The sequence below is a fragment of the Halobacillus andaensis genome (assembly GCF_014636475.1).
Classification (GTDB): domain Bacteria; phylum Bacillota; class Bacilli; order Bacillales; family Halobacillaceae; genus Halobacillus_A; species Halobacillus_A andaensis.
The window spans coordinates 1103534-1124845 of the sequence record NZ_BMEL01000001.1 but is presented as its reverse complement, the minus strand read 5'-3'; the positions used below and the strand labels follow the sequence as shown (position 1 = coordinate 1124845).

At 38.4% G+C, this 21312-nt stretch carries 23 protein-coding genes; 18 read left to right on the top strand and 5 right to left on the bottom strand.

The features are described 5' to 3' along the window. Positions 1-109 precede the first annotated feature (109 nt). The 3 genes from IEV27_RS05830 (at position 110) to IEV27_RS05820 (ending at position 2351) form a co-directional block, all read left to right on the top strand. Positions 110-682, top strand: a complete 573-nt coding sequence (locus IEV27_RS05830; RefSeq protein ID WP_188376492.1) for an RNA polymerase sigma factor — start codon at positions 110-112, stop codon at positions 680-682. Next, on the top strand, positions 669-1463 hold the full coding sequence (locus tag IEV27_RS05825; protein WP_188376828.1) for an anti-sigma factor: 795 nt from the start codon (positions 669-671) through the stop codon (positions 1461-1463). Before IEV27_RS05830 ends, IEV27_RS05825 begins: the two co-directional genes overlap by 14 nt. Before the next feature lie 330 nt (positions 1464-1793). Further along, a complete protein-coding gene (locus tag IEV27_RS05820) occupies positions 1794-2351 on the top strand; it encodes a DEAD/DEAH box helicase family protein (protein WP_188376491.1) in 558 nt (185 codons plus the stop codon). A gap of 157 nt (positions 2352-2508) precedes the next feature. On the opposite strand, the gene IEV27_RS05815 is transcribed toward IEV27_RS05820, so the two are convergent. Beyond that, positions 2509-3249, bottom strand: a complete 741-nt coding sequence (locus tag IEV27_RS05815) for a hypothetical protein (RefSeq protein WP_188376490.1) — start codon at positions 3247-3249, stop codon at positions 2509-2511. Positions 3250-3512: 263 nt separating this feature from the next. Between IEV27_RS05815 and IEV27_RS05810 the strand changes: the two genes are divergently transcribed. Together IEV27_RS05810 and IEV27_RS05805 are read left to right on the top strand one after the other, a co-directional pair. Beyond that, complete coding sequence (locus tag IEV27_RS05810) at positions 3513-3923, top strand: NUDIX hydrolase (RefSeq protein WP_188376489.1); 411 nt, start codon at positions 3513-3515, stop codon at positions 3921-3923. 235 nt (positions 3924-4158) lie between these two features. Next, positions 4159-4509, top strand: a complete 351-nt coding sequence (locus IEV27_RS05805; RefSeq protein ID WP_188376488.1) for a YqfO family protein — start codon at positions 4159-4161, stop codon at positions 4507-4509. Positions 4510-5417: 908 nt separating this feature from the next. On the opposite strand, the gene IEV27_RS05800 is transcribed toward IEV27_RS05805, so the two are convergent. Both IEV27_RS05800 and IEV27_RS05795 read right to left on the bottom strand, forming a co-directional pair. Beyond that, on the bottom strand, positions 5418-5993 hold the full coding sequence (locus IEV27_RS05800) for a hypothetical protein (RefSeq protein WP_188376487.1): 576 nt from the start codon (positions 5991-5993) through the stop codon (positions 5418-5420). A 44-nt stretch (positions 5994-6037) separates the two neighbouring features. Beyond that, positions 6038-6415: a hypothetical protein gene (locus IEV27_RS05795; RefSeq protein ID WP_188376486.1), complete on the bottom strand. Its 378-nt coding sequence runs from the start codon at positions 6413-6415 to the stop codon at positions 6038-6040. A gap of 325 nt (positions 6416-6740) precedes the next feature. On the opposite strand from IEV27_RS05795, the gene IEV27_RS05790 reads away from it, so the two are divergent. From IEV27_RS05790 to IEV27_RS05780, 3 genes are all read left to right on the top strand, one after another. Then, positions 6741-7958, top strand: coding sequence for an ATP-grasp domain-containing protein (locus IEV27_RS05790; protein WP_188376485.1), 1218 nt, complete (start codon positions 6741-6743; stop codon positions 7956-7958). Position 7959: 1 nt separating this feature from the next. Next, the gene (locus tag IEV27_RS05785) at positions 7960-9003 is read left to right on the top strand and encodes a YheC/YheD family endospore coat-associated protein (protein ID WP_188376484.1); all 1044 of its coding nucleotides are present in this window, start codon (positions 7960-7962) and stop codon (positions 9001-9003) included. 589 nt (positions 9004-9592) lie between these two features. Then, a complete protein-coding gene (locus IEV27_RS05780; protein ID WP_188376483.1) occupies positions 9593-10384 on the top strand; it encodes a DUF2935 domain-containing protein in 792 nt (263 codons plus the stop codon). A 562-nt stretch (positions 10385-10946) separates the two neighbouring features. Here IEV27_RS05780 and IEV27_RS05775 read toward each other — a convergent pair. Continuing rightward, on the bottom strand, positions 10947-12362 hold the full coding sequence (locus IEV27_RS05775; protein WP_188376482.1) for a PQQ-dependent sugar dehydrogenase: 1416 nt from the start codon (positions 12360-12362) through the stop codon (positions 10947-10949). 334 nt (positions 12363-12696) lie between these two features. On the opposite strand from IEV27_RS05775, the gene IEV27_RS05770 reads away from it, so the two are divergent. The 4 genes from IEV27_RS05770 (at position 12697) to IEV27_RS05755 (ending at position 16249) form a co-directional block, all read left to right on the top strand. Continuing rightward, positions 12697-13275 (top strand): hypothetical protein, encoded by a 579-nt coding sequence (locus IEV27_RS05770; protein ID WP_188376481.1) that lies wholly within the window; start codon positions 12697-12699, stop codon positions 13273-13275. Between the two features lie 525 nt (positions 13276-13800). Next, positions 13801-14799 carry a tRNA dihydrouridine synthase gene (locus IEV27_RS05765; RefSeq protein WP_188376480.1) on the top strand — a complete coding sequence of 333 codons (999 nt, stop codon included), beginning with the start codon at positions 13801-13803 and terminating at the stop codon, positions 14797-14799. Positions 14800-15370: 571 nt separating this feature from the next. Then, positions 15371-15676: a hypothetical protein gene (locus IEV27_RS05760; protein ID WP_188376479.1), complete on the top strand. Its 306-nt coding sequence runs from the start codon at positions 15371-15373 to the stop codon at positions 15674-15676. Positions 15677-15898: 222 nt separating this feature from the next. Further along, the gene (locus IEV27_RS05755) at positions 15899-16249 is read left to right on the top strand and encodes a DUF2200 domain-containing protein (RefSeq protein ID WP_188376478.1); all 351 of its coding nucleotides are present in this window, start codon (positions 15899-15901) and stop codon (positions 16247-16249) included. 79 nt (positions 16250-16328) lie between these two features. On the opposite strand, the gene IEV27_RS05750 is transcribed toward IEV27_RS05755, so the two are convergent. Beyond that, the gene (locus IEV27_RS05750; RefSeq protein ID WP_229734850.1) at positions 16329-16577 is read right to left on the bottom strand and encodes an ATP-binding cassette domain-containing protein; all 249 of its coding nucleotides are present in this window, start codon (positions 16575-16577) and stop codon (positions 16329-16331) included. A gap of 372 nt (positions 16578-16949) precedes the next feature. On the opposite strand from IEV27_RS05750, the gene IEV27_RS05745 reads away from it, so the two are divergent. From IEV27_RS05745 to IEV27_RS05720, 6 genes are all read left to right on the top strand, one after another. Then, positions 16950-17321 carry an iron chaperone gene (locus IEV27_RS05745; RefSeq protein ID WP_188376477.1) on the top strand — a complete coding sequence of 124 codons (372 nt, stop codon included), beginning with the start codon at positions 16950-16952 and terminating at the stop codon, positions 17319-17321. Positions 17322-17383: 62 nt separating this feature from the next. Next, the gene (locus IEV27_RS05740; protein ID WP_245345289.1) at positions 17384-17956 is read left to right on the top strand and encodes a YdeI/OmpD-associated family protein; all 573 of its coding nucleotides are present in this window, start codon (positions 17384-17386) and stop codon (positions 17954-17956) included. A 58-nt stretch (positions 17957-18014) separates the two neighbouring features. Further along, positions 18015-18554, top strand: coding sequence for a nucleoside/nucleotide kinase family protein (locus IEV27_RS05735; RefSeq protein WP_188376476.1), 540 nt, complete (start codon positions 18015-18017; stop codon positions 18552-18554). A gap of 395 nt (positions 18555-18949) precedes the next feature. After that, on the top strand, positions 18950-20308 hold the full coding sequence (locus IEV27_RS05730; RefSeq protein ID WP_188376475.1) for a copper amine oxidase: 1359 nt from the start codon (positions 18950-18952) through the stop codon (positions 20306-20308). 304 nt (positions 20309-20612) lie between these two features. Further along, positions 20613-20873 (top strand): hypothetical protein, encoded by a 261-nt coding sequence (locus IEV27_RS05725; RefSeq protein WP_188376474.1) that lies wholly within the window; start codon positions 20613-20615, stop codon positions 20871-20873. Between the two features lie 132 nt (positions 20874-21005). Further along, positions 21006-21299 (top strand): hypothetical protein, encoded by a 294-nt coding sequence (locus IEV27_RS05720; protein ID WP_188376473.1) that lies wholly within the window; start codon positions 21006-21008, stop codon positions 21297-21299. The last annotated feature ends 13 nt before the right edge of the window (positions 21300-21312 follow it).

The following is a 21312-nucleotide window of genomic DNA, read 5'->3' as shown; positions in this document are numbered from 1 at the left end:
GGAAATACACATCCAATCTTCATTTTTTTACGTAAGCTTTATATCAAACGAAGAATCTTTCCATGAATTATTATATACTATGGGTACTATTGATAAAGGGGATTCCTCAATGAATAAACCAACGGACGTCGAATTATACGAGCGAATTCAATCAAGAGATAAAGAAGCATTGGAATTGCTGTATGATCGCTATGAAAAACTATTGTATTCATTTGCTTATCGATTTACGAAAGATACTCAAATGGCTGAAGAGGTGATGCAGGATGTATTTCTGAAGCTGTGGAGAGGGAAAGGAGCTGGCACGTATGTGAGAGAACGCGGCAAGTTCTCAAGCTGGCTTTTAACGATTACTAGAAACGGCTCCATCGACCTTTTACGGAAAAAGAAAGTAAAAGAGGTTGAATGGCACAATCGTGATTCTCTTCATGAAGACCTGCCAGGTGTAGAAAAGGAAATTGAAGATAAAGAAGAACGCGATGCATTAAGGAAAGCCATACATACCTTGCCTGACTCTCAGCAGCGAATGATCTGCTTATTTTATTTTCAGGGAATGTCACAGAGAGAAATTGCAGAGAAATGTGATATCCCACTAGGCACGGTAAAAGGAAGAGTAAGACTGGCGTTAAAGAAATTACGAGAAAACTTGGAAAAGGAAGGGGGGATCGACGATGAAAGATCATAAATGTGAATGGGTTCTTGACTATATCAATGACCAGTTAACGGAAGAAGAACGAATCGAATTTGAACAGCATCTAAAAGAATGTGCAGAATGCCGGGAAGAAGTAAATGAAATCGAAGGCATGATGGCAGACGTTTCATCACATATAGAAGAAGTTGATCCCCCTGAAGGGATGAAGGAGAGAGTTCTTCATCAAGTTTTTGCAGAGGAAACATCCGAAACCAATACGGTTACACCATCGAAGAAATCTTTTGCCCCCCTTTCAAAAGTGTGGACAGGTGCATTGGCAGCCGGACTGCTTCTATCGATTGGAGCTAACGTCTTGCTAGGAACACAGCTGCAGCAGCTTTCTTCTGATAATGAAAACCTAGAATCCACATTGTCTGACATCCAGGTAGCTCTATCTGAATTAGAGGATGAACAAAACAGAAATGAACTGGCGACTGCCTCCCCATTCGAGAGAGCCTCACTGTCACCGACAGAAGAATTTGGTGGAGGAGGATTAGCTACGATGACTCAACGCGAAACAGGGTATGAATTACTCGTCCAAGTTCAAGAAATGGAAGAGCTGGAAGAAGATCAAGTCTATCAAGTTTGGCTTATTGAGGGACAAAATCCAGTTCCAGCCGGTGCATTTGTAACTGACGATCAAGGGAACGGAGCGGTAACGTTTGAAATGAATGAAGAAGATGATCAATCGTGGGATGCGATTGCCGTGACGAAAGAGCCCCAGCCTAATAATGAACAGCCTGAAGGTGATATTGTCTTGCAGGCGGAATTGTAAGTTGAAGACTGGTCGATTTTTGACCAGTCTTTTTTGTATCCAGACTAAGTATCATGGATGAAGCTTAATCTTTATTATGAAAAAAAGATATTCAATAAACGGTCAGTTATCTAGAAATTAAGTATTCAATATAAGGGCAGGTTTGTGGAAGACTCAGTTTCGAGATACCAGCCATATTTGAAACTAAAATAGGGTGGTATCGTATGTATAAGGAGTGCAATAGAGGAGAACGAGAAAGATTATAGAACCTCTATAATGGAGGGGGGAATTTTTTGAAAGACTATGCTGGATATGGTGATATTACAAGAAAAAAGAATTTGGGGGGAGACTATGAAGTTGGTATTGATATTCGGACCACAAGCAGTTGGAAAGATGACTGTGGGTCAAGAATTAGAGAAAGCTACGGAACTAAAACTATTTCATAACCATATGACCATTGAATTTCTACAACCTTACTTTGGTTTCACTTCAGAAATGTGGGATTTATCGAACCTCATGAGAGAAAAGTTTTTTGAAGCCTATTCTAAAACAGATAATTATGGGTTGGTATTCACTTTTGTATGGGCGTTTAATCATAAGGAGGACTGGAATTTAGTAGAAGGGATAACCAACATATTTAAATCTAAAGGAGCAGAAGTTTATTTTGTGGAATTAGAAGCAGATTTGGCAGAGAGGTTGATACGAAATAAAACACCTAACCGCCTTGAACACAAGCCATCAAAAAGAAATATTGAACAATCTGAGCAGAGATTAGTAGCGTCAATGGATAGGCTACGTTTAACTTCTAGAGAGGGAGAAATAGATAGGGATAATTACATAAAAATTAATAATACACTATTAAGTACGAAAGAAGTGGCATTAAAGATAAAGGATGAGTTTCAGTTATAAATAGGGTTTAAGATGAATTTTGTTTAATATGACTATCTCGAATTCAATTCTTTAATAATCGGGGGCTTTTCTTCAATAAGCAACTTTCCGAGAACATTCTTCTATAAGCGCTCATAAAGAAAGACGTCTCCCCCTAGGGAAAACGTCTGCAAACTCATTATTGAAATTTAGCAAAAGTGCTATTTCTTGTGTAAGGGATAAGTAAGGTGAGGCTTAAAATGATAATGATCAAACCAGCAAAAGGAATAAACGCCGTCCATATAGGCTGCTGTGTAATGTTAAATGGAAAAACACTATAGATCGGTGAGAAAACTTCTAATGATAGGTTTGCTGTAAGGATGTGCGCTCCCCAATAAATAAGAAAAGGCAAGAAGAAAGCTAAAATCTTATTAATTTTCGTTAGTAATAGTAGCGAGAGCGAAGCATAAATAACTGTATTAATAGCAACCCAACTAGAATATACGACCCCATAAGTAATTGTTCCATAATCCATTAACTGACTAAAAGTGTGACTGTCAGGACTTTCAAAGCTTTTCATAACGGTATAATCTACAATACTTAAGTGAGGATCAATGTAAAATGCAAAAAGAAAAGGCAAGAAAATGAATGAAAAAGAAAGTAAAAAGAAAAAATATGAATTTAATAATAGACGTTTTTTAATAGGCAACCCATTATTAAGGATTTGCTTTTTCACAGAAGGAATAAGGTATACACCCACAATAAGTAATGGAAATAATGCTGGCAAAAGACCTTCAAGATGGAGAGTGAAAAAGTCAACCGGTTCAAATAATGTGAAATTAGGCGCTCTGAACAAAGTGACACTCAAGTAAAGAAGGATAAAGACTGCTAATGTGAAGAGAATTCTACGATTCACTAAAAATTTCAATTCTCTGATCAAGATGATTTCCCCTTTCAGTTAGAGATTCTAAGTCGTCCCATAATATTATGTGAACAAATTGAAAGGTATGTAATAGTTTATGAAAGCCCACTCATTTTGTAAGTAAAGATTTATGAAAGTAAACTTTATGAGCTCTTTTAAAGGATGAGCGCATTTTAGTAAGATTATCTTGATTTCGAGTGTTCCAGAATAGGGGGCGTTTGCTGAATATAAACAATCATTATTTAGCCGGAATAAAATGTACTAACTAGGAGTGATTTAAAGTGAAACGAGTCGACGTAGCTTATGCCTTTATCTTTAATGAAATTGAACAGAAAGTTTTGATGGTGAAGAATAAAGGTAGTGGTTGGTCTCTTCCTGGCGGTGCTGTTGAAAAAGGTGAAACATTCGAACAAGCAGCAAAGCGAGAAAGTAAGGAAGAAACAAATTTAACAATAAAAACTGAAAACATAGTCGCTGTAAATGAAGCGTTTTTTGAAAGCAAGGGCCATCATGCTCTATTTATTACTTACAAAGCGAAAATTGTAGAAGGGGCTATACAAATAATACATAAAGATGAAATAGATGATATTAAGTGGCTGGATATAAATACCGCAAACCAACTAATGCCTTACCATGCTGGTGGGGTAGAGAGTTTGCTTAAATCATCTGCTCCTTATACATTCCAAGGTTAAGAGTTCAATTGGTAGTTCGGATATAATATCTTGAAGTCGAGTCTTCACCTATCGGGGGCAAATCCATAACATAGGGGTTATTAATTATTCATCACACCGGGCACAGTAGAGTAGTAAATGACAATAAAATACGTTAAGTGTGGAAAAGTAAATGACAAGCCTTTAAAAATAAATACTAATTTTCGTCATCGTGGATAATGCTAGTGATTAAATGAAGATAAGGGAGGTTATGTGATTGAAATTCGTGGATATTTACCGAGTCAAAACATTTGTCGTTCCAGAATATGTGGATTTAGTAATGCAGGGGATTTTGTCCATTGATGACTTGAAAGTCGGGAATTACAGAAACGTCATGTGGCAGTCAAAGGATGGAATGGAGCAGTTTGTTCCATCAGATGAGTCGGTTCCTACAGAGGGAGAGGTAGGAGAGAAAACGACAGTCACTTCATTTCGTATAGAATTTTCTATTCCTAGGGATGAAGCGTTATTGAGAAAGGTAATTGAAGAAGGGATCTACCCGAACCATCCGTGGGATGAACCGGTCATACAAGTTTCTGAGGAAAAGGAAGCAAGAAAACACGAGTAAACGAGTAAACTCCACACTATTTCATGTGTGGAGTTATTTATCTTTCATCGAGAAACTATTTCCTCGATGATAAATAGAGCTATCTTAATCTTCCCATATAAAAAAAGAAAGTTATGGGTTTTTAATCATACTTTTTTTATTGGCTTGTACTATTATTCGCTCTCTTGAAGATGCTCCTGATTTGGCCAGTAAATTTACCGGGGATGATGATCGAGTGTCATGTGCTTGAATACATCGGGCACATGTCGGATCATTTAATACCAGCATCGTTCATCCGAGAGTGATCTTTAAGTCCGCTAATCTGAATAACTATTGCCGTTACGCAGCGTTTGCGTGAAGCTGAAACCATAGCTGGTATGGAGGTGCTAGATTCCTTAATCGTATCTTCTGAACCGGAAATTAATACCAGCCTAAAAGAAAAAGGATACCTTTAATATGAGGGTATCCTTTTTCTTTTGTAAAGGGGAGCGTCAGAGAAGTGCAGGCTTACAACGTTAAGTGCATTTTTCGGGAGGTATCCTGTTTTTTCGATGGATTCGAGAGGAAGAGAAGTGGATCATAAAGGAAGTTCTTAGTCATCATGGATGTCCTGCCTTCGCTTCAGAGGAAATGAGGATGTTGTGTTGCTGCCTATTTATGATGATTCATAAAATGGAGAGAATCGAAGCAAAGGAGGTTGAGATCAGGACTAGGAGGCTGATGCAGCGGACTTGAAATTGATTAGGGAACGGGAGCAATTAATGGAATCATAAAAAAGCTAGGTGTTTTGCGTACTATAAAGACCATGTATATTTATCTCTTTATAGACGGTTAGACTAGATTGAATTTATTGATGTTACACATTCTCAAAAATACCTAACGGATAGAAGGGCTGAGCAAGCTTTTCTATCCATATATTTCGTTTAGGCTTAATAGCTGACTTTGCGGACATCTAAAATAGCATCTAAGGGGATCATAGTCAGCAATTCATCAACTTTACTTATGGGGGAGAGACACTCCTGCTTACTTATATTCGTTGAAAGTTCTGGGTCATTTCCTTCCATCCTACAAATAAGGTCGCTTTTCTTCCTTGAAAGTTTTGCTATAATCGGCCCGTCATATAACCCGTAAGGTCCTTTATGCATAAAGTCCGTACGGTTATTTACAAGAGAGTAACTCTTACCTTTAAATTGATCTTTTGATTTTTCATATGTTGATAATGATTGGAGCTGTCTTTCGGAAATCCATTGCCACCCGCATATAGAGGTTAAGGAAACAAAGGTTGGAATGACAATAGTAGAAGGGTGGAGGGGATGAACAGGACTAAGAGTGATATATCCCCTTTCTTTAAGGTGCTTTTCAAATTTAAAAATAATGGTTTCAAACGCTTTTTTTCTTTTATCGAGTCCCACTCCTCGAAAAGGAAGCCCGTTTTTAAGTAATAGAATAACGTAGGGTTCAGGGGGAACTCGAAATTTTTTATTTAGATGTGAATTCTTCACCATCAAACTTTCCTCCTCAAGTCATTTTATTCTAAGTACCATATTCTTTACTTATCATTATCGATTACACAACTGTTATCTTCGTTATAGTCATTCAACAGGGCTTCCTTATCTTTCACAAGTATTTCTACAAAATTCTCTCCTACAGAACGTACTTCGCCACGTAATTTTTCATTATTCTTCAATAAAAATTCAACTTCAAACCCGATCAACTGTTGTAGCCTGTTTTTTAATTCTTGTAAGAGGATTAGATCGTCTCCAGAAGATCCGTCACATAATATTTTTGGAAGTTGACCAGGGCACGAGCATACACCTTCTTTGGATAATTTATTGTTAAAGGGGTCTGATGAAATATCATGTCGATGATGATCACTGGCAAAACATCCGATCTGACAACCACACATTGGACAAAAATCTTCAATCACACCAGCATTCCTCCTCAAGGCACCTTTTATGGGGGCATTCTAAACGTGTAGTGCTACTTTTCATGTATGATCTACTTTATGTATTTTAGATTATTTTGTATGGGCATCTTTACTTAGGCTGTAAGTGTAAGGTCTGTGTCGGAAATAATCTTTAAACCTTTGAAGTTTAACCCAACTTATTTCTATGAACACCTTTCTACATAGGGCGGTAACCTCTTTTAATTCAATAGATGAACATTAATTTTGTATTTGCATTTAATAAAAATATAAAGGATTAATCACTTATTGTATGGTGATAAATGATATAGAAAGGAACTAAAGATTCATGCAGACCATGGTTTTTATAGGAACAAACAAATCGGGTTCAAGTCGTGAAGCTATTAAAGCTGCTGAACGATTGGGCTATTTAACTGTACTTTTAACCAATCAAAGTAAATTTTTAAGTCAACGAAAAGATTTTCCAGATGTTCACGTCATGATGCTCAGTGATCTCACTAAGGAACATGTCATTCAGTGTATGTTGGAGCTTCAGCATCAAGGTAAGCAAATTGTGGCTATTTTAAGTTTTCTTGAATCTTATGTCCGAATCGCGGCGGAATTATCGGATGAATGGAAGTTGTCTTCCTTTTCTACAGAAGCTATTAAGAAAATGGAAGATAAGATTGAAACTCACTGTGTTCTTCAAGGAGTCGCTACATCAACATTTGATGTATTTCATCCTGAAGATTCACTCCCTGCATTTTTAAAGAGACATAAAGAAGGAAAATGGATTGCTAAACCCCCAAAATCTACGGGGTCAAATGATGTAATGTTAGCCAATAATCAAATGGAGTTAGAAAACGCTATCATTGAAATATTAAAGAAACATCGAGGTCGACCTATATTGGTAGAGGAATACTTGGAGGGACCTCAATACTTAGTGGAAACGTTAATCCACGAAGGAAGGGTTCATATTGTCGCTATCATAAAGCAAGAGTTTTCGGAGTATAATCCTTTTGTTATTACAGGTTATTCCATCCAACCACAATTGGGAGAGGGTTTTTGTAGAAGTTTGTATGAAGATATAACCTCCATTATCCAACTTTTTAATATCAAAGAGGGGGCGTGTCACTTAGAGTTGAGGTTGGTTAAAGGAAAGTGGAAGCTAATCGAAGTCAACCCACGGATCTCCGGAGGGGCGATGAACGAAATGATAAAGAAGGCTTATGGCATCGACTTAGTTGAGCAAACTATTCGGCTCTATTTGGGACAAACACCTAATTTAACAAGGCAATGGGAAGAACATATTTACACTCATTACGTAACTGTTGAATCGTCAGGAAATTTAATAAAGATAACAGGCCGTAAACGTGCTTCAAGGTGTCCAGGAGTGGAAAAAGTCCATATTAAACCAAAGAAAGGCACCTTTTTGCAGCCTCCTAGTTCAATGGGGAAGAGATATGCTTATGTTATGGCAAAAGGCGAGACTGCAAAAGAAGCTAAAGTGAACGCTCTTAATGCCGCTAAAGAACTATACTTTCATTTAGAGAAAAAGGAAGAATGATATGACTAGCGTTGGAATGCTTTCCCACCGTGATGATCCAAGAACTGTATTTAAATCATATGCTTATGCTGCAGCTGCCAAAATGGAAGGAGCTGACTTTTTCTTTTTTTCCCCTGGGAGGGTAAACCTTAAAGAAGAAACCATCCTTGGATGGGTTTACGAAAGAGGGGAGTGGAAAGAAGTTATGGTCCCTTTCCCAGACGTGATTTACAATTCAAGCTCACCGATGACCCCAAAACAGGAAGTCATCGTGAAGGAACTACGACAACGTATTCCGTTTACAAGTAATCCCATTGGCGACAAAATGAGTGTATACAATCGAATTAAAAAAGGTCAAACTTTTTCAAACTATTTGATACCATCCACACGTCTCACTAAATTCAGTGAGATCAAAGACCTGTTTAAGGAATACTCTGATCTCATTATTAAACCTTCTTCCGGTTGCCAAGGGAATGATATTTCGTATGTACAAAAAAGTAAAAAACAGTATACGGTTTTTCGAAGCCAGTTAAAGCAAGTTATGTCGAAAAAAGAATTCAAAGAGTTTATCAATGGCTTAATCGAAAAAGGCGGCTATTTAGCTCAACCCTTTATTAAGTGCAAACTGAAAAACGGGTTATCCTACGATTTTAGATTGCACACTCAAAAGGACGGAGAAGGCCAATGGAAAGTGGGTACCATTTATCCAAGGGTTGCCTCAAAGGGAGTGATAGCTAACTTAGGGCAAGGAGGCTACTCTACTAAATTTGAAAAATTACTACAAAATGAATTTGATGAGAAATATTACGATGTCAAAAGAACTTTAGAACAATTTTCCCTGCAATTCTCCCGTCACTTTGATGGATTGTATGAGGAGCCTCTCGATGAATTAGGAATCGATATAGGAATTGATTCAAACCAGAAAATCTGGATTTTTGAAGTCAACTGGCGTCCAGGTGTCCCTGCCTTATTTAGATTCGAAATGGATGTTGCTAAGAACATGATCCAGTATGCATGCTACTTACACAGACAAAATGAAAAAAGAAGTGAGTTAAATAAGGAATAGTGCTAAATATAAAATAGTAATATTAAAACCCATGATGCGCGGCTAAATAAACGAGTTTTAGTCTGAAGATCTGTTAATGGCTGTATAAGATTTCAACGATGGGGGACTCGGAGTAGTTTCCTATTTATGTATTACGAACAAAATTTGTCATCTATCTCTTCCTTCCTGCATAAAAGGTGATGAATAACCGATACTGCTAGCACACCGGAGCCTTGGGCGGAGTACCCTGGGCATTATATGATCAACAGTGGGAGCCGCGGAGTTAGGCTCCTACTTTATTAAAGACAATCTTTCCGTTGGGGTTTCTTTTGATTTGTGTAAAACAGAATTGGGAGTAAGTTATATTTTGGAGTTAAAAATTATCTCGACATTGAGTCTTTAGTATTTGGGGGCGATTATGTAATAAGCGTCGTTTCCTTACATAATCCAGATTCGGACAGTAGTGTGAAAGAGTAAATTTTTATTTATGTTTTGTTAACGGACCGCATTTTAAAGATCAGATGTGGAATTAGTGAAATACTGCCAGGTTCTTTTAAATAAAATTAGCGCATATAATCTCTTCGGTGAAAACCAAACTGGGGGGAATAATATGGCTAATCAATTTGTAGCTCGTTCATTGGATGAAATCCGTTTCTGGTCTAGGATTATGAAAGAGCACGCCTTATTTCTAAGTCTCGGATTTAACGTTGACGATACGAAATTAATCCAAGAGGCACAGCAGTTTATTGATTTGTTTGAACGAGTTGAACAACAATTAAGTCAATTTACTGTAAACTCTGACCCTCAACAAATCACAGCTTTTAATAATCAAGTATATCAAGCAGCTTATTCTATTTGGGCATATAAGCGAAAAGTCCTTGGATTGACGCTGCGATGTGAAATAAGGTCCAACAATTATCCTCTATTACTAGACCATACTAGTCGAGAGGCAGCTTATTTTGGTGAACGGTTGAAAGAATTAAATGAAGGGAAATTGAATCCAACCCCTGGTAAAATTATAAAAGAGAATGTGTTCTTCTTAAGAATAATGGCAGATCATTCTAAATTTATAGGTCATCTACTCGATCCATCTGAAAGAAAATTGGTTGACCAAGCGAGAGAGTTTAGTCATGATTTTGATCAACTAGTTTTCCAGGCAACCGACTTAGATTCAATGCGTCCTCAGTCAGAAACTCAACCAATAGTAGATCATTTCCTTGATGAAAATCGGGTTTCAGTAGTTGCTCTTCGAGACTTTAAGAAAGCAGCAAAAGAACTGATTGAAGAATGTAGGATCAAAAGTAATATCCACCCTCTTTTAGCTGACCACGTTTTTCGTGAAGCAGAAAGGTTCCTTCATATTATAGATAGGTTTGAGGCTAGCCTTACTGCCAATAACTAAACGATTTAATAAAATGCCAAGGATGACAAAATAAAGAAGACGAGGACCGCTAAAATCAATATAATGTTAGTTAGTTTTCAACTTCTACCCCATAAGGAAATCTACCGATCCATTCAAAGCTATTTAAAACCAAGAATAATATAAAGTAATTCAATCATAAAAAAATACCTTATACCGTTTTATTTTTATCATTTTTATTCACCTATTCTTGGAAAATAGTGTTTTTAAGGCATGCTATGGCCAACTTACCGTGGATAGTCATTTAAAAACCCCTTGCTAAACCAAGGGATTTGCTTTTCGTTTTTTCCAAAAAAAGCCCCTTATCCTGAAATTGTGTTTTCAGGATAAGGGGGCAATTCTTTAAAGCTTTTGAGTCTCAGAAAATATCCTGACTGCACTTCTATATACTATAGAGGTTGAAGTCTCTGGAAAAAAGAAAAGAAGTTGATGATGGATGGAAAGACTTAGGTCTGTTTGAAAAAAGCTAAAAAGTCTATATGGAAGCAAACCTAGCTTTAGTTTAAAAAAACAGATCATCTAGGTAGACTTTTATTATTATTAATCATGGAACAATTTCAAAAACAGTACCTTGGTTAAAATCAGTCACTTTCATAGAGCCATAAACCCCTAAATATAATCTGGTTTGGTCTAGATTCGTTCCCAGATTAACGTAATAAGCAGGTTGAGATCCAAAATTATAATCGGTTTCTATAATACTAAAATCATTTGGTTTACCATCTGATCTTACCCTGGTATAAGCTAAAACCCCTTTAGCCGGAGTTTGAGATTCTTCCTTCCGGGCAAGATCGGTGAACACAACGCTTCCCGTTAAAGCGGGGATTCCTTTCCCCATATATGGATGGACTCCTGTAAGTGCAGTTCCCCCAAACTTATAGGGGCGGGGATCTTTATGGAAATAACTAGTTAAAGGCTGAATCCGCCTCACTGAAGTTTCAATGGCTTCATTGTAATAAGCGATAGTTTTCTCATCCGAATTCGGATCTGCAGAGCAGCCCCTTATAATCGAAGAAGGAAAAGGACCTTCCCATCCTCGCCAACCAAAGTTAATAAATCCTTCTTGGTCAGGTTCAGATTCCATTAAAGAAGCTTGAATAAGCTGAGTAACCGGTATTGGCTTATAATGAACGAATGAAAAAATCGATTCTACCAAATGCTGGCCAACATTTCCCGCATATTTTATATACTGATTATAATACCTTTGAAATGAAATCCCTGGGATATTACGAACCCCTTTGGCAATGACCGTAAGTGTTTCCTGAATAGGTGCGGGTAGTTCATTAAAACGCGTGACTACAGGTGGATGATAGAGAGATGTATTTTTAACTACATCAATTTCAATGATTTTACCCGCGATTTCCATTTCGTCCTGGCTTAAATTAAATGGATCATAGCCGGATCCACCATCTCCGGTTGTTAAAACAAGTTTTCCTGTTTCAGGTGAAAAGTTTAAGCTGTTAAAACCATTATGATTGAAAAATGGTCTTCTTAAGTTAAGTAATGTGCGTCTTTTTTGAGGTTGGCCATTCGATGGTAAAATCCATTCTTCAACTGTGTCCATATGATCATATTGAGTATCCCTATTTGTCCACCTTAGGTTTAAAGTTTTAGGATCACACGGGTTAGGGTTAAAAGATTCAGAAAGAGCACCTGGCCCTTGAGTTCCAGCTGCTGAATAATGAAGATAAAACAACCCGTTATAATAAAATTCGGGATGAAACGCTAGCCCTAGCAATCCTCGCTCATCATATCCCCCACCAGAAGCACCTAGTTTTATGATGCGAGGACGAATATCTAAAAAAGTCCTAATCTCCCCGTTTCCTATGTAAAAGATTTCTCCTACCTGAGTTGCAATAAATAATCTTTCAATGGAGTCACCCGGAAGTATAGCTGTTTTCAAGACAGTAGGTAAATTTATCCTATTCACAATAGGACGTAATCGAACCTTAACTTTTCTCAACTAACTTTACACTCCTTCTAATGGTTTTATTTTATAAGAATATGATGAGAACAGTTCTAATAGTACCAATGAGGGATGCAGAAGCTTTAAGGCATTGCACCATTATCCGTACCAGAGTAAAGCACTTTTCATTCATTCTAGCGGCCAAAGGACCCGCATAGTGACTTCGTTGGTAGTTCATGAAAATAAATGTATCAACAACACGTATGTAAACATATGCGTGAGATGCCACCATCTTGATGCATATTAGGAAAATGTTTGGAAAACGGACAGCTTAATCAATTTCTAGCATAAACTTCTTTCTCACTGCATTTACCTATTATGGGGGTGTCAGATGCGGTCATTTTTCAAAAGAGTATTATGGGAAGAGGAGTTAACCCCGGCTATTGACAGTTATTCTAAGACAATGCGGCTTGTAGTTGGTGCCCTATTAGGTTCAATAGCCTTTATTTTTCAATCTGCGGGAATTTTCACTGGTATTGGTTATATACTGAGCATGATGAGCACTGGTCCTCTTGTGCTTGCTAGCTTATTGGCACTCAGAATAGGTGTGATGACTTATTTCTTAACCATATTTCTATTGGCAATGTTCCAGCCAAGTGAGCTATTGGTGTTCCTCTTTACCACAGGATTATTAGGACTCAGTCTAGGTATGGGTCTTAAGTATTTAAAGAGAGGTATTTTTATTATTCCATTTGCAGCTTTATGTTTAACATTAGGTATAAGTATTTTATTATATGGATTTAAATTTTCTATACTGGGACCGTCGGTAACATCTCACTTTAATAGTATGGTTATTTTAGGGACATTGGCCTTTTCCTTATTGTATAGCTGGATTTGGAAAAAAATAAGTATCTCTGCTTTCAAAGTACTCACCAAAGTTTTTTCTAAACGATTATCTTATCGGAAATAAGGTTTACCTTTGAAAGAAGCAGTTAGAGATAACTGTTTCTTTTTTTATCTGTAATTTAATCTTGAATAAGGTTCAAAATTAAAGGTATGACAAATGGATTCGTGATGCTTGGATTATTTATTTTACTGGGTGGTGCTTTATTATACGGGATTTTATATCTTAAGAATGTTTTGCTTTGATAGGAAGCAGATGTTGTCATTATTTTATTAAAAGTTTTAAAATGACCGAAGTAACCATTATCCGCCCCGAGGGGCTGTTTCTATCCACCGCACTGCTTTCTATTTCTGTTTGGTGTTTCACATCCAATCAATGGGCTGTACTGATTTTGACTACTGCTGATAGTAGAGTTCGGACCGACCTTGCTGAAGCCCTACCATCACTCTCTATTGCACTTTTCGTTTAAAACCGTTAAAGTATATAATGGTTGAAATCCAGCATAGCTGGTAATGGATAAGAAAACCGAAACATTTTCACTTTTTAATTTTGGGAACATGGTTTCCCTTAACGAAAGGGTTCAGATATACTATGAAAGATAATTTTTGGCATGAGTTGCCGCGTCCGTTTTTTATTTTGGCACCGATGGAAGCTGTGACGGATGTCGTTTTTCGTCATGTCGTGAGTGAAGCAGCGAGACCTGACGTGTTTTTTACAGAGTTTACGAATTCGGAAAGCTACTGCCACCCGAAAGGAAAAGACAGCGTAAAGGGACGTCTGACGTTTACGGAAGATGAACAGCCGATCGTCGCCCATATTTGGGGAGACAAGCCTGAATACTTCCGCCAAATGAGTATTGGTATGGCCGAAATGGGCTATCGTGGGGTGGATATTAATATGGGATGTCCTGTCCAGAATGTTGCAGCGAATGGAAAAGGCTCCGGTCTGATCCGCCATCCGGAGGTTGCAGCGGAGATCATCCAGGCAGCCAAAGCGGGAGGACTGCCCGTAAGCGTGAAGACCCGTCTCGGTTATACGGAAGTGGAGGAATGGCGCCACTGGCTGAAGCACCTACTGGAACAGGATATTACCAACCTTTCCATTCATCTCCGTACGAAAAAGGAAATGAGTAATGTCGATGCTCACTGGGAACTGATTCCGGAGATCAAGAAACTTCGTGATGAAGTAGCCCCAGATACGCTTCTAACAATCAACGGTGATATTCCTGACCGTCAGAAGGGCCTTGAACTCGTAGAAAAATATGGCGTGGACGGGGTGATGATCGGACGAGGAATTTTCCATAACCCGTTCGCTTTCGAAACGGAGAAGAAAGAGCATACCAGTGAGGAATTGCTCGATCTCCTGCGACTGCAGCTCGATCTACATGATAAGTATTCGGAAGAACTGGAGCCACGGATCTTCAAACCACTCCGCCGCTTCTTTAAGATTTACGTCCGCGGATTCCGGGGAGCGGGTGAATTGAGGAACCAGCTGATGAGTACAGAATCCACCGATGAAGTGCGTGCGCTGCTTGATGAATTTACAGAGAAAGATGGAGTGAAAGAACAGGAAGGTTTTTCTGTTTCTTAAGTAAACTCCTTTTCGTTTGAACCGAATTATTCTTAGATTTTCCGAGGAGAGGAAAGCCGTTCGTGCTTTTCTCTCTTTTTTATTGTCTAGGAAATTATAAAATTCCAAGCTGTGGATATATATTTAAAAGAGCGACATCCAGCTCCAGCGCCCAGACACTCGCGTCATAAGCAGTCCGCCCTGCGGAAGGGAAGGCCACCTTCCTCCGGCCGTTTTGCTTATGCGTGGCGTGTCTACCAGGGCGCTTGCGCCTTTGTTCGTTGGTGCCTGCCTCCGGCCGCGTTTAGTATTAACACTAGGGGGGGCAAGCATTGAAATTCACTTGCTCCTTATCGAAGTCAGGTTCTCTTCAACCTGAACTATTTGGAGAAACCGAATCGTTCACGGTTTTTTACAATTGCATGTTTACGGATTATTGCCCTTCCGCAACCCCTTGTTTCAAATGTTTCTCTTTCAACTTACTAACATGGATAACCGTACTCTTCTTCGTCAGAAAAATTTATTCATAGGCGTTCGTTTCCTACATAGATATGGATTGTAAGCCATTTATTCCTAAAGAGGAGATGAGAGCGTGAGCGACGACTACAAAAACAACTACTCTAAGGAAAATGAACAGCCGGACAAGAAAGAGGATGGATTTGTTAAAGGCGTATCCAAAGAAGCCAAAGACGTGGTCGATCATACGGTCGATACTTCTGGGAAAATCATTAAGTCGATTACTGGTGAGGGTGGATTGATCGGGAAAACAATTGACTCTTCCGGCAACATCGTTAAAAAAGCATCCGATAAAGGCTCGGATGTAATAGGTAAGACCGTGTACAATTCGTCAAAGGCTTTTAAATCCATCAAAGATAAAACGTTCAACAGAAAGAAATAAACCGGGCCAATAAGAACCTAATATTTCTATAAGTAGTTCCGTTTCGAGGAAGCAGAATAAAAATAGCATAGTAAAAAGAGACCAAATCTACGCGATTTGGTCTCTTTTTATTCTTTGTCGATTCTATCCCTATGGTATTACAGTTAATCCATAAGAAATCAAAATAACTTTTTTAAATGATATAATTGGAGAATAATTGATCAATGAAAGGGAGGATGTATCATGACCAAACATAAGATCTATACAATGAGTGTCTCAAATGTCTATCCCCATTATATTACGAAAGCGGAGAAAAAAGGACGTACGAAAACAGAAGTTGATGAAATCATTCGTTGGCTGACAGGGTATAGCCAGGAAGAGTTAGAAGCGCAACTAGAAAAGCACACAAACTTTGAGGACTTCTTTGCGGAAGCTCCCCAACTGAATCCTTCACGTAATTTGATCAAAGGTGTGGTCTGCGGTGTCAGAGTGGAAGACATCGAAGAACCAACTATGCAGGAAATTCGCTATTTAGATAAGCTGATCGATGAGTTAGCAAAGGGAAAAGCGATGGAGAAGATTTTGCGGAAATAATGATTAAAAACGAAAAAAACCCTGTACTTACATCTATAAATGTGAAAGAATCAGTGTTTTTTTTGAATTGACAATAATCTTAAACTTCAAGCAAAAAACGAGTCCAGTAGTCCAATTTTTGGGATAGGTTTACTTTAGCAGTAAAGTTCAGGTGGGAAGAAGTATACCGAAAATGTCGAGCCCTAATTTTTCTCAACTGATCTGAGCTCAACTTTGCTAATTTCTGATCTTCGAATAATACTCGACCGTATGAGAGAGGTTGAAGACCAGCTGCTATCGTAAGCAGCGTACGTTTTCCTGAACCCTTAGAACCTATTAAGGCAGTCACTTCACCTTTCCCAGTGATAAATCCACTCCTTTTAACACTTCTTCTTTACGTACACCATTTAAAAAAGAATTTCTTACTTGGATTCATTATTTCTCAATACGGGTCAATCTGGGGATTGACTACTATAGAAGAGCTTTTTCTCCTCCTTGGCATCCTATTTATTTATTTTTTTATAGCATGGGCAGGAGGCAAGTGGTGGAAAAGAAACAAGGGAAAGCATCATGATGACACTTAGTTGTAAAACCTGATCGAATAGTTACCTTACTAGAAGAAACATCAATTGCAGGTAGAATGATATAATATAATCTGAGCTAGACACTTCGATCAAAGCATTTCATGTAACTGCAAAACGTATAACCAGGAGGGAATAACATGGAGGTTTTTTCGAAATATTTAGAAGGCATCGATAATCCTGATAACCGTGAGCGTATAGAAGAGGTTTTATCGTGGGTGGCTGAACGTTTTCCAAACTTAGAAACAGTAATCAAGTGGAATACGCCAATGTTTACCGATCACGGTACATTTATTATCGGCATTGATGCAGCGAAGCATCATATGAGCTTTGCACCGGAAGGAGTAGCCATGAGGCATTTTGCCGAGGATATCGCTCAAGCTGGTTACAGTTCAACAAAGGGGCTGTTTCGAATTCGTTGGAATCAGCAGGTAGATTATAAATTGCTTGAGAAAATAATTGAATTTAATATTCAGGATAAAGCAGAATACACGAAATTTTGGCGGGAATAAATGGCTTAAGTTTAAACTTTCATAATGAATAGAAAGGATGATTCCTGATTAATCATCGTAGAATGAATCCTAAAGTTGATGAATATTTAAGTCATGCCGAAAAGTGGAAGGAAGAATTTGAGAAGTTAAGAACGATCGCTCTTGACTGTGAGGTGACCGAAGAATTTAAGTGGAATCATCCTTGCTACACATTTGAGGGAAAAAATATCGTTTTGATCCATGGGTTTAAGGAATATTGTGCGCTTTTATTTCATAAAGGCGCCTTACTGCAGGATGCCCATGGGATTCTCATCCAACAAACGGAGAATGTGCAATCAGCGCGCCAGATCCGATTTACCAGTGTTAAAGAAATCGTTGAATTGGAAGATGTCTTGAAATCCTATATCCATGAAGCGATTGAAGTTGAAAAAGCTGGTTTGGAAGTGAAAAAGAATACTGAGCTCATTATTCCTGAAGAACTTCAAAACAAATTTGATGAAATTCCTGCCTTAAAATCTGCTTTTGAAGGTTTGACACCGGGAAGGCAAAGAGCATACATTCTTTATTTTTCTAAAGCAAAACAGTCTAAAACTCGTGAGTCAAGGGTCGAAAAGTGGATGGAGCACATCCTCAATGGAAAGGGATTAAACGATTAGTCTCTAAGAGTAGTAGTTCTTGAGAAAAGCTTAAACGGAAGGGGGAGGACATACATAAGTGGTCAAAACAAAAGTGATAGCCATTGCATCCGTTTCAGGTGGCGGAAAAACTACAATAACTAAAGAATCAAGAAAAAGATTAAAAAAATCTAAAGCTTTGTTTTTTGATGAATACGATTTTGAAGGAGCACCAGATGATCTTATTCAATGGGTAGAAGAAGGCCCTGATTACAATCAGTGGGATTTAGAACCTCTTGCTGCGGATATAGACTTATTGTTAGAAGATGAAGATCCTCCTGCATACATCATACTGGATTACCCGTTTTCCTATCAAAATGACAGGCTGAAGAACTTTATTGATCTATCCATTTACATTGAAACACCCCTCGACATTGCAATGGCAAGAAGGCTTTTAAGGGACTATCATAACACCACAACTTTTGAAGTACATAATGATTTAATTTTTTATATGAAATTTGGCAGAGGTGCGTATTTAGAAATGGAAAATACAATAAAACCAAACTCAGATATCATTATAGATGGAGCATCAACAGTCAATGAAATCGTAGATACTACCCTACAAAATGTTAGAATGTAGGGCAGATCAAATCATCTTATTTTGCTTCTCAACCGAGGGACCATCTCTGACGTCGTATTCCATCCGCATTTCTATCGCTTATGATCCATCCTGGAACTATGACTAAGGGGATAGATATATGCTGGACAGACGAAGTGGGAAATTCTCATCTTTTAATTATTAAGGAACAAAGGCACTGATTCCTCCGTGAGTCAGTGCCTTTGTTCGTCTAGACAACAGCCGATAATTGAAAGTACTATACATTGGTCCGTTCATTTGGAGGTTTCCTTTTTGTATGCTCTATATAAAAGCATCGGAAGGTAAAATAACTTATTTAAAAATTTTTTGAATTTTAGTGATCCAATTCATCTTCCTTTACGTTAGCTAAGTGAAAAAATAATAAGGAGTGATTGGAAATGACAGTAAATTGGAAGAAAACGTTTGTAGCTTTACCATTATCAGCAGCACTACTCGTACCGGGTACAACAGTTTTTGCGGATGATCACGGGGATCACGAGAAAATGAAAAATGTGTCGGTATCTACGCCGGCAGCCGACTTACGAGCTACTCTTGATCAAGCTCTTTCCGAACACGCCTATTTAGCGGTCGTTACGATGCAAAAAGGGATCGATGGAGCAGAAGATTTTGATCAGGCGGCAGCGGCTCTTGAAATGAACACAGGGGATTTGACAGAGGCTATCACTTCTGTCTACGGAGAAGAAGCTGGAGCGCAGTTTGAAGAAATGTGGTCGCAGCATATTGGATATTTCGTCGACTACGTGAATGCGACGGCAGAAGAAGATGAGGCAGGCCGTGAAGAAGCGTTAAATAACTTAGACAATTATCGTGAGGACTTTTCAGCGTTTCTAGAAACAGCAACTGAAGGAAATTTGGAGGCTTCTGAGCTTGCTGAAGGACTCCAATTGCATGTGGATCAATTAGTTGGTGCTTTTGACAATTATGAAGAAGGCAGCTTTGATGAAGCATATGAACAGCTTCGTTCAAGCATTGACCATATGTACGGAGTAGGGGAACGACTGTCTACCGCCATTACGACGCAATTCCCTGAGGATTTTGATAACACAAATCCAGCTGCTCCTGCCGCTGATTTACGGGCTGATTTAAATCACCTTCTTTCTGAACATGCGGCGCTTGCCACACTCGCTATGCAAAAAGGCGGTGACGGAGCAGAAGACTTTGAAAATGCTGCCGGAGCGCTCGAAGCGAATACGGAAGATTTAACCGCGGCTATTGCTTCTGTGTATGGTGAAGATGCCGGGGAAGAGTTTAAGATGATGTGGTCCGAACATATTGGTTACTTTGTAGATTATGTGGAAGCTACAGGAGCAGAGGATGAAGAAGCAAAAGATGAAGCTCTAGCCAACCTTGATGATTATCGTGCTGATTTCTCAGAATTTCTTGATACCGCTACTGATGGAGGGTTAGAAGCAGAGCAGACGGCAGAAGGGCTGCAAATGCATGTCAATCAATTAACGGGAGCCTTTGACAGCTATGTAGAAGGTGACTATGAGACAACATACGAACAAGTTCGTGAAGCGTATGCTCATTTGTATGGAGTAGGTGAAGGACTTTCTGGGGCAATTGTCGACCAGAACCCTGAAGAGTTTGCAGATCAAACACCTAGTGAGATGCCTAAAACAGGAATGGGCGGAGCAAGTGATCAGTCTGGTTTAAACGGATGGATGATTGCTTTCACCAGTATGGCAGCAGCACTCTTTGCTTTAGTTATTGGAGTACGCCGTAAGGAATCATAGTTCAAAAGAGAATAATAGCTTAGTATTATTGTAAGAATACGTTCATATGATTACTTCACGAGAATTAGGTAACTTTAGAGAAAGGACAGTCTGCTTTTGCGGCTGTCCTTTTTTAAATTACGTATAGGTTACATCTTAGTGGTTCATGTTTTGCCACAGGTAGTGGAAGGAAAATCAATCATAGGACCAATAACCAGGCTTTATGACAGATTTCATGACAACAGTCTAGGAAGTTATTCCACAATCATGATACGATATGATTCAACTATACAGTGGCTCTTCACTAAAGAAAGGCGAGAAAAGTATGAATGGGAAATTACCATATATCACTTATTGGGTTGTATTTTCTGTTGGTTTGCTGTCCCTCTCTTTTTCTTTCCTTATAGAATACGGAATCATTTACTCAGGATTTCTTGCTTTGTTGTGTGGTTTATTTGGGGCAGTATTGGCGCTTGGGTTAAGAGAACGAACATTAGTGGTACTCAGCACCGTCTTAGTTTTTAGTCCTTTTCTGATGCTGTACTTCATCGACACGATTCAAGGCTATCTATCTAACTTACTTTAAGTTGAGCTTTACAAAGATTCACAATTTCTTAACAAGGTTAGGGAATACTTTTAAAAGGGAATGCGTACTATGAGAAAGTGATTAATTTCACAATCCAAAAAAGTAACGAAGCCAAATAGGAGGGAACGTCCATTGTTTATAACGAATGTGAAAAATCTTCAATTTTATAGCCAGCTTTCCTTAAAGCAGGTAGAAGATCGTGTGCTTATTACTGCGGATTTTCCGAAAGATTTAAGAATGGAACATGACTTAGATGAGCCGTTCTTGTATGTGACGCTGTATGTCCGTGGAGGAGAGAGAATCAAGCTTATTGATGAAGGGACAGTCAGGGTATATAGTTTAACTAAGAAAGATTTTGATTTAAAGACCTATAATGAGATTGTCCAGTTTGCAAAAGAACATGCACTTCAATTTAAGCACAAATAAAAGAAGGCATTTT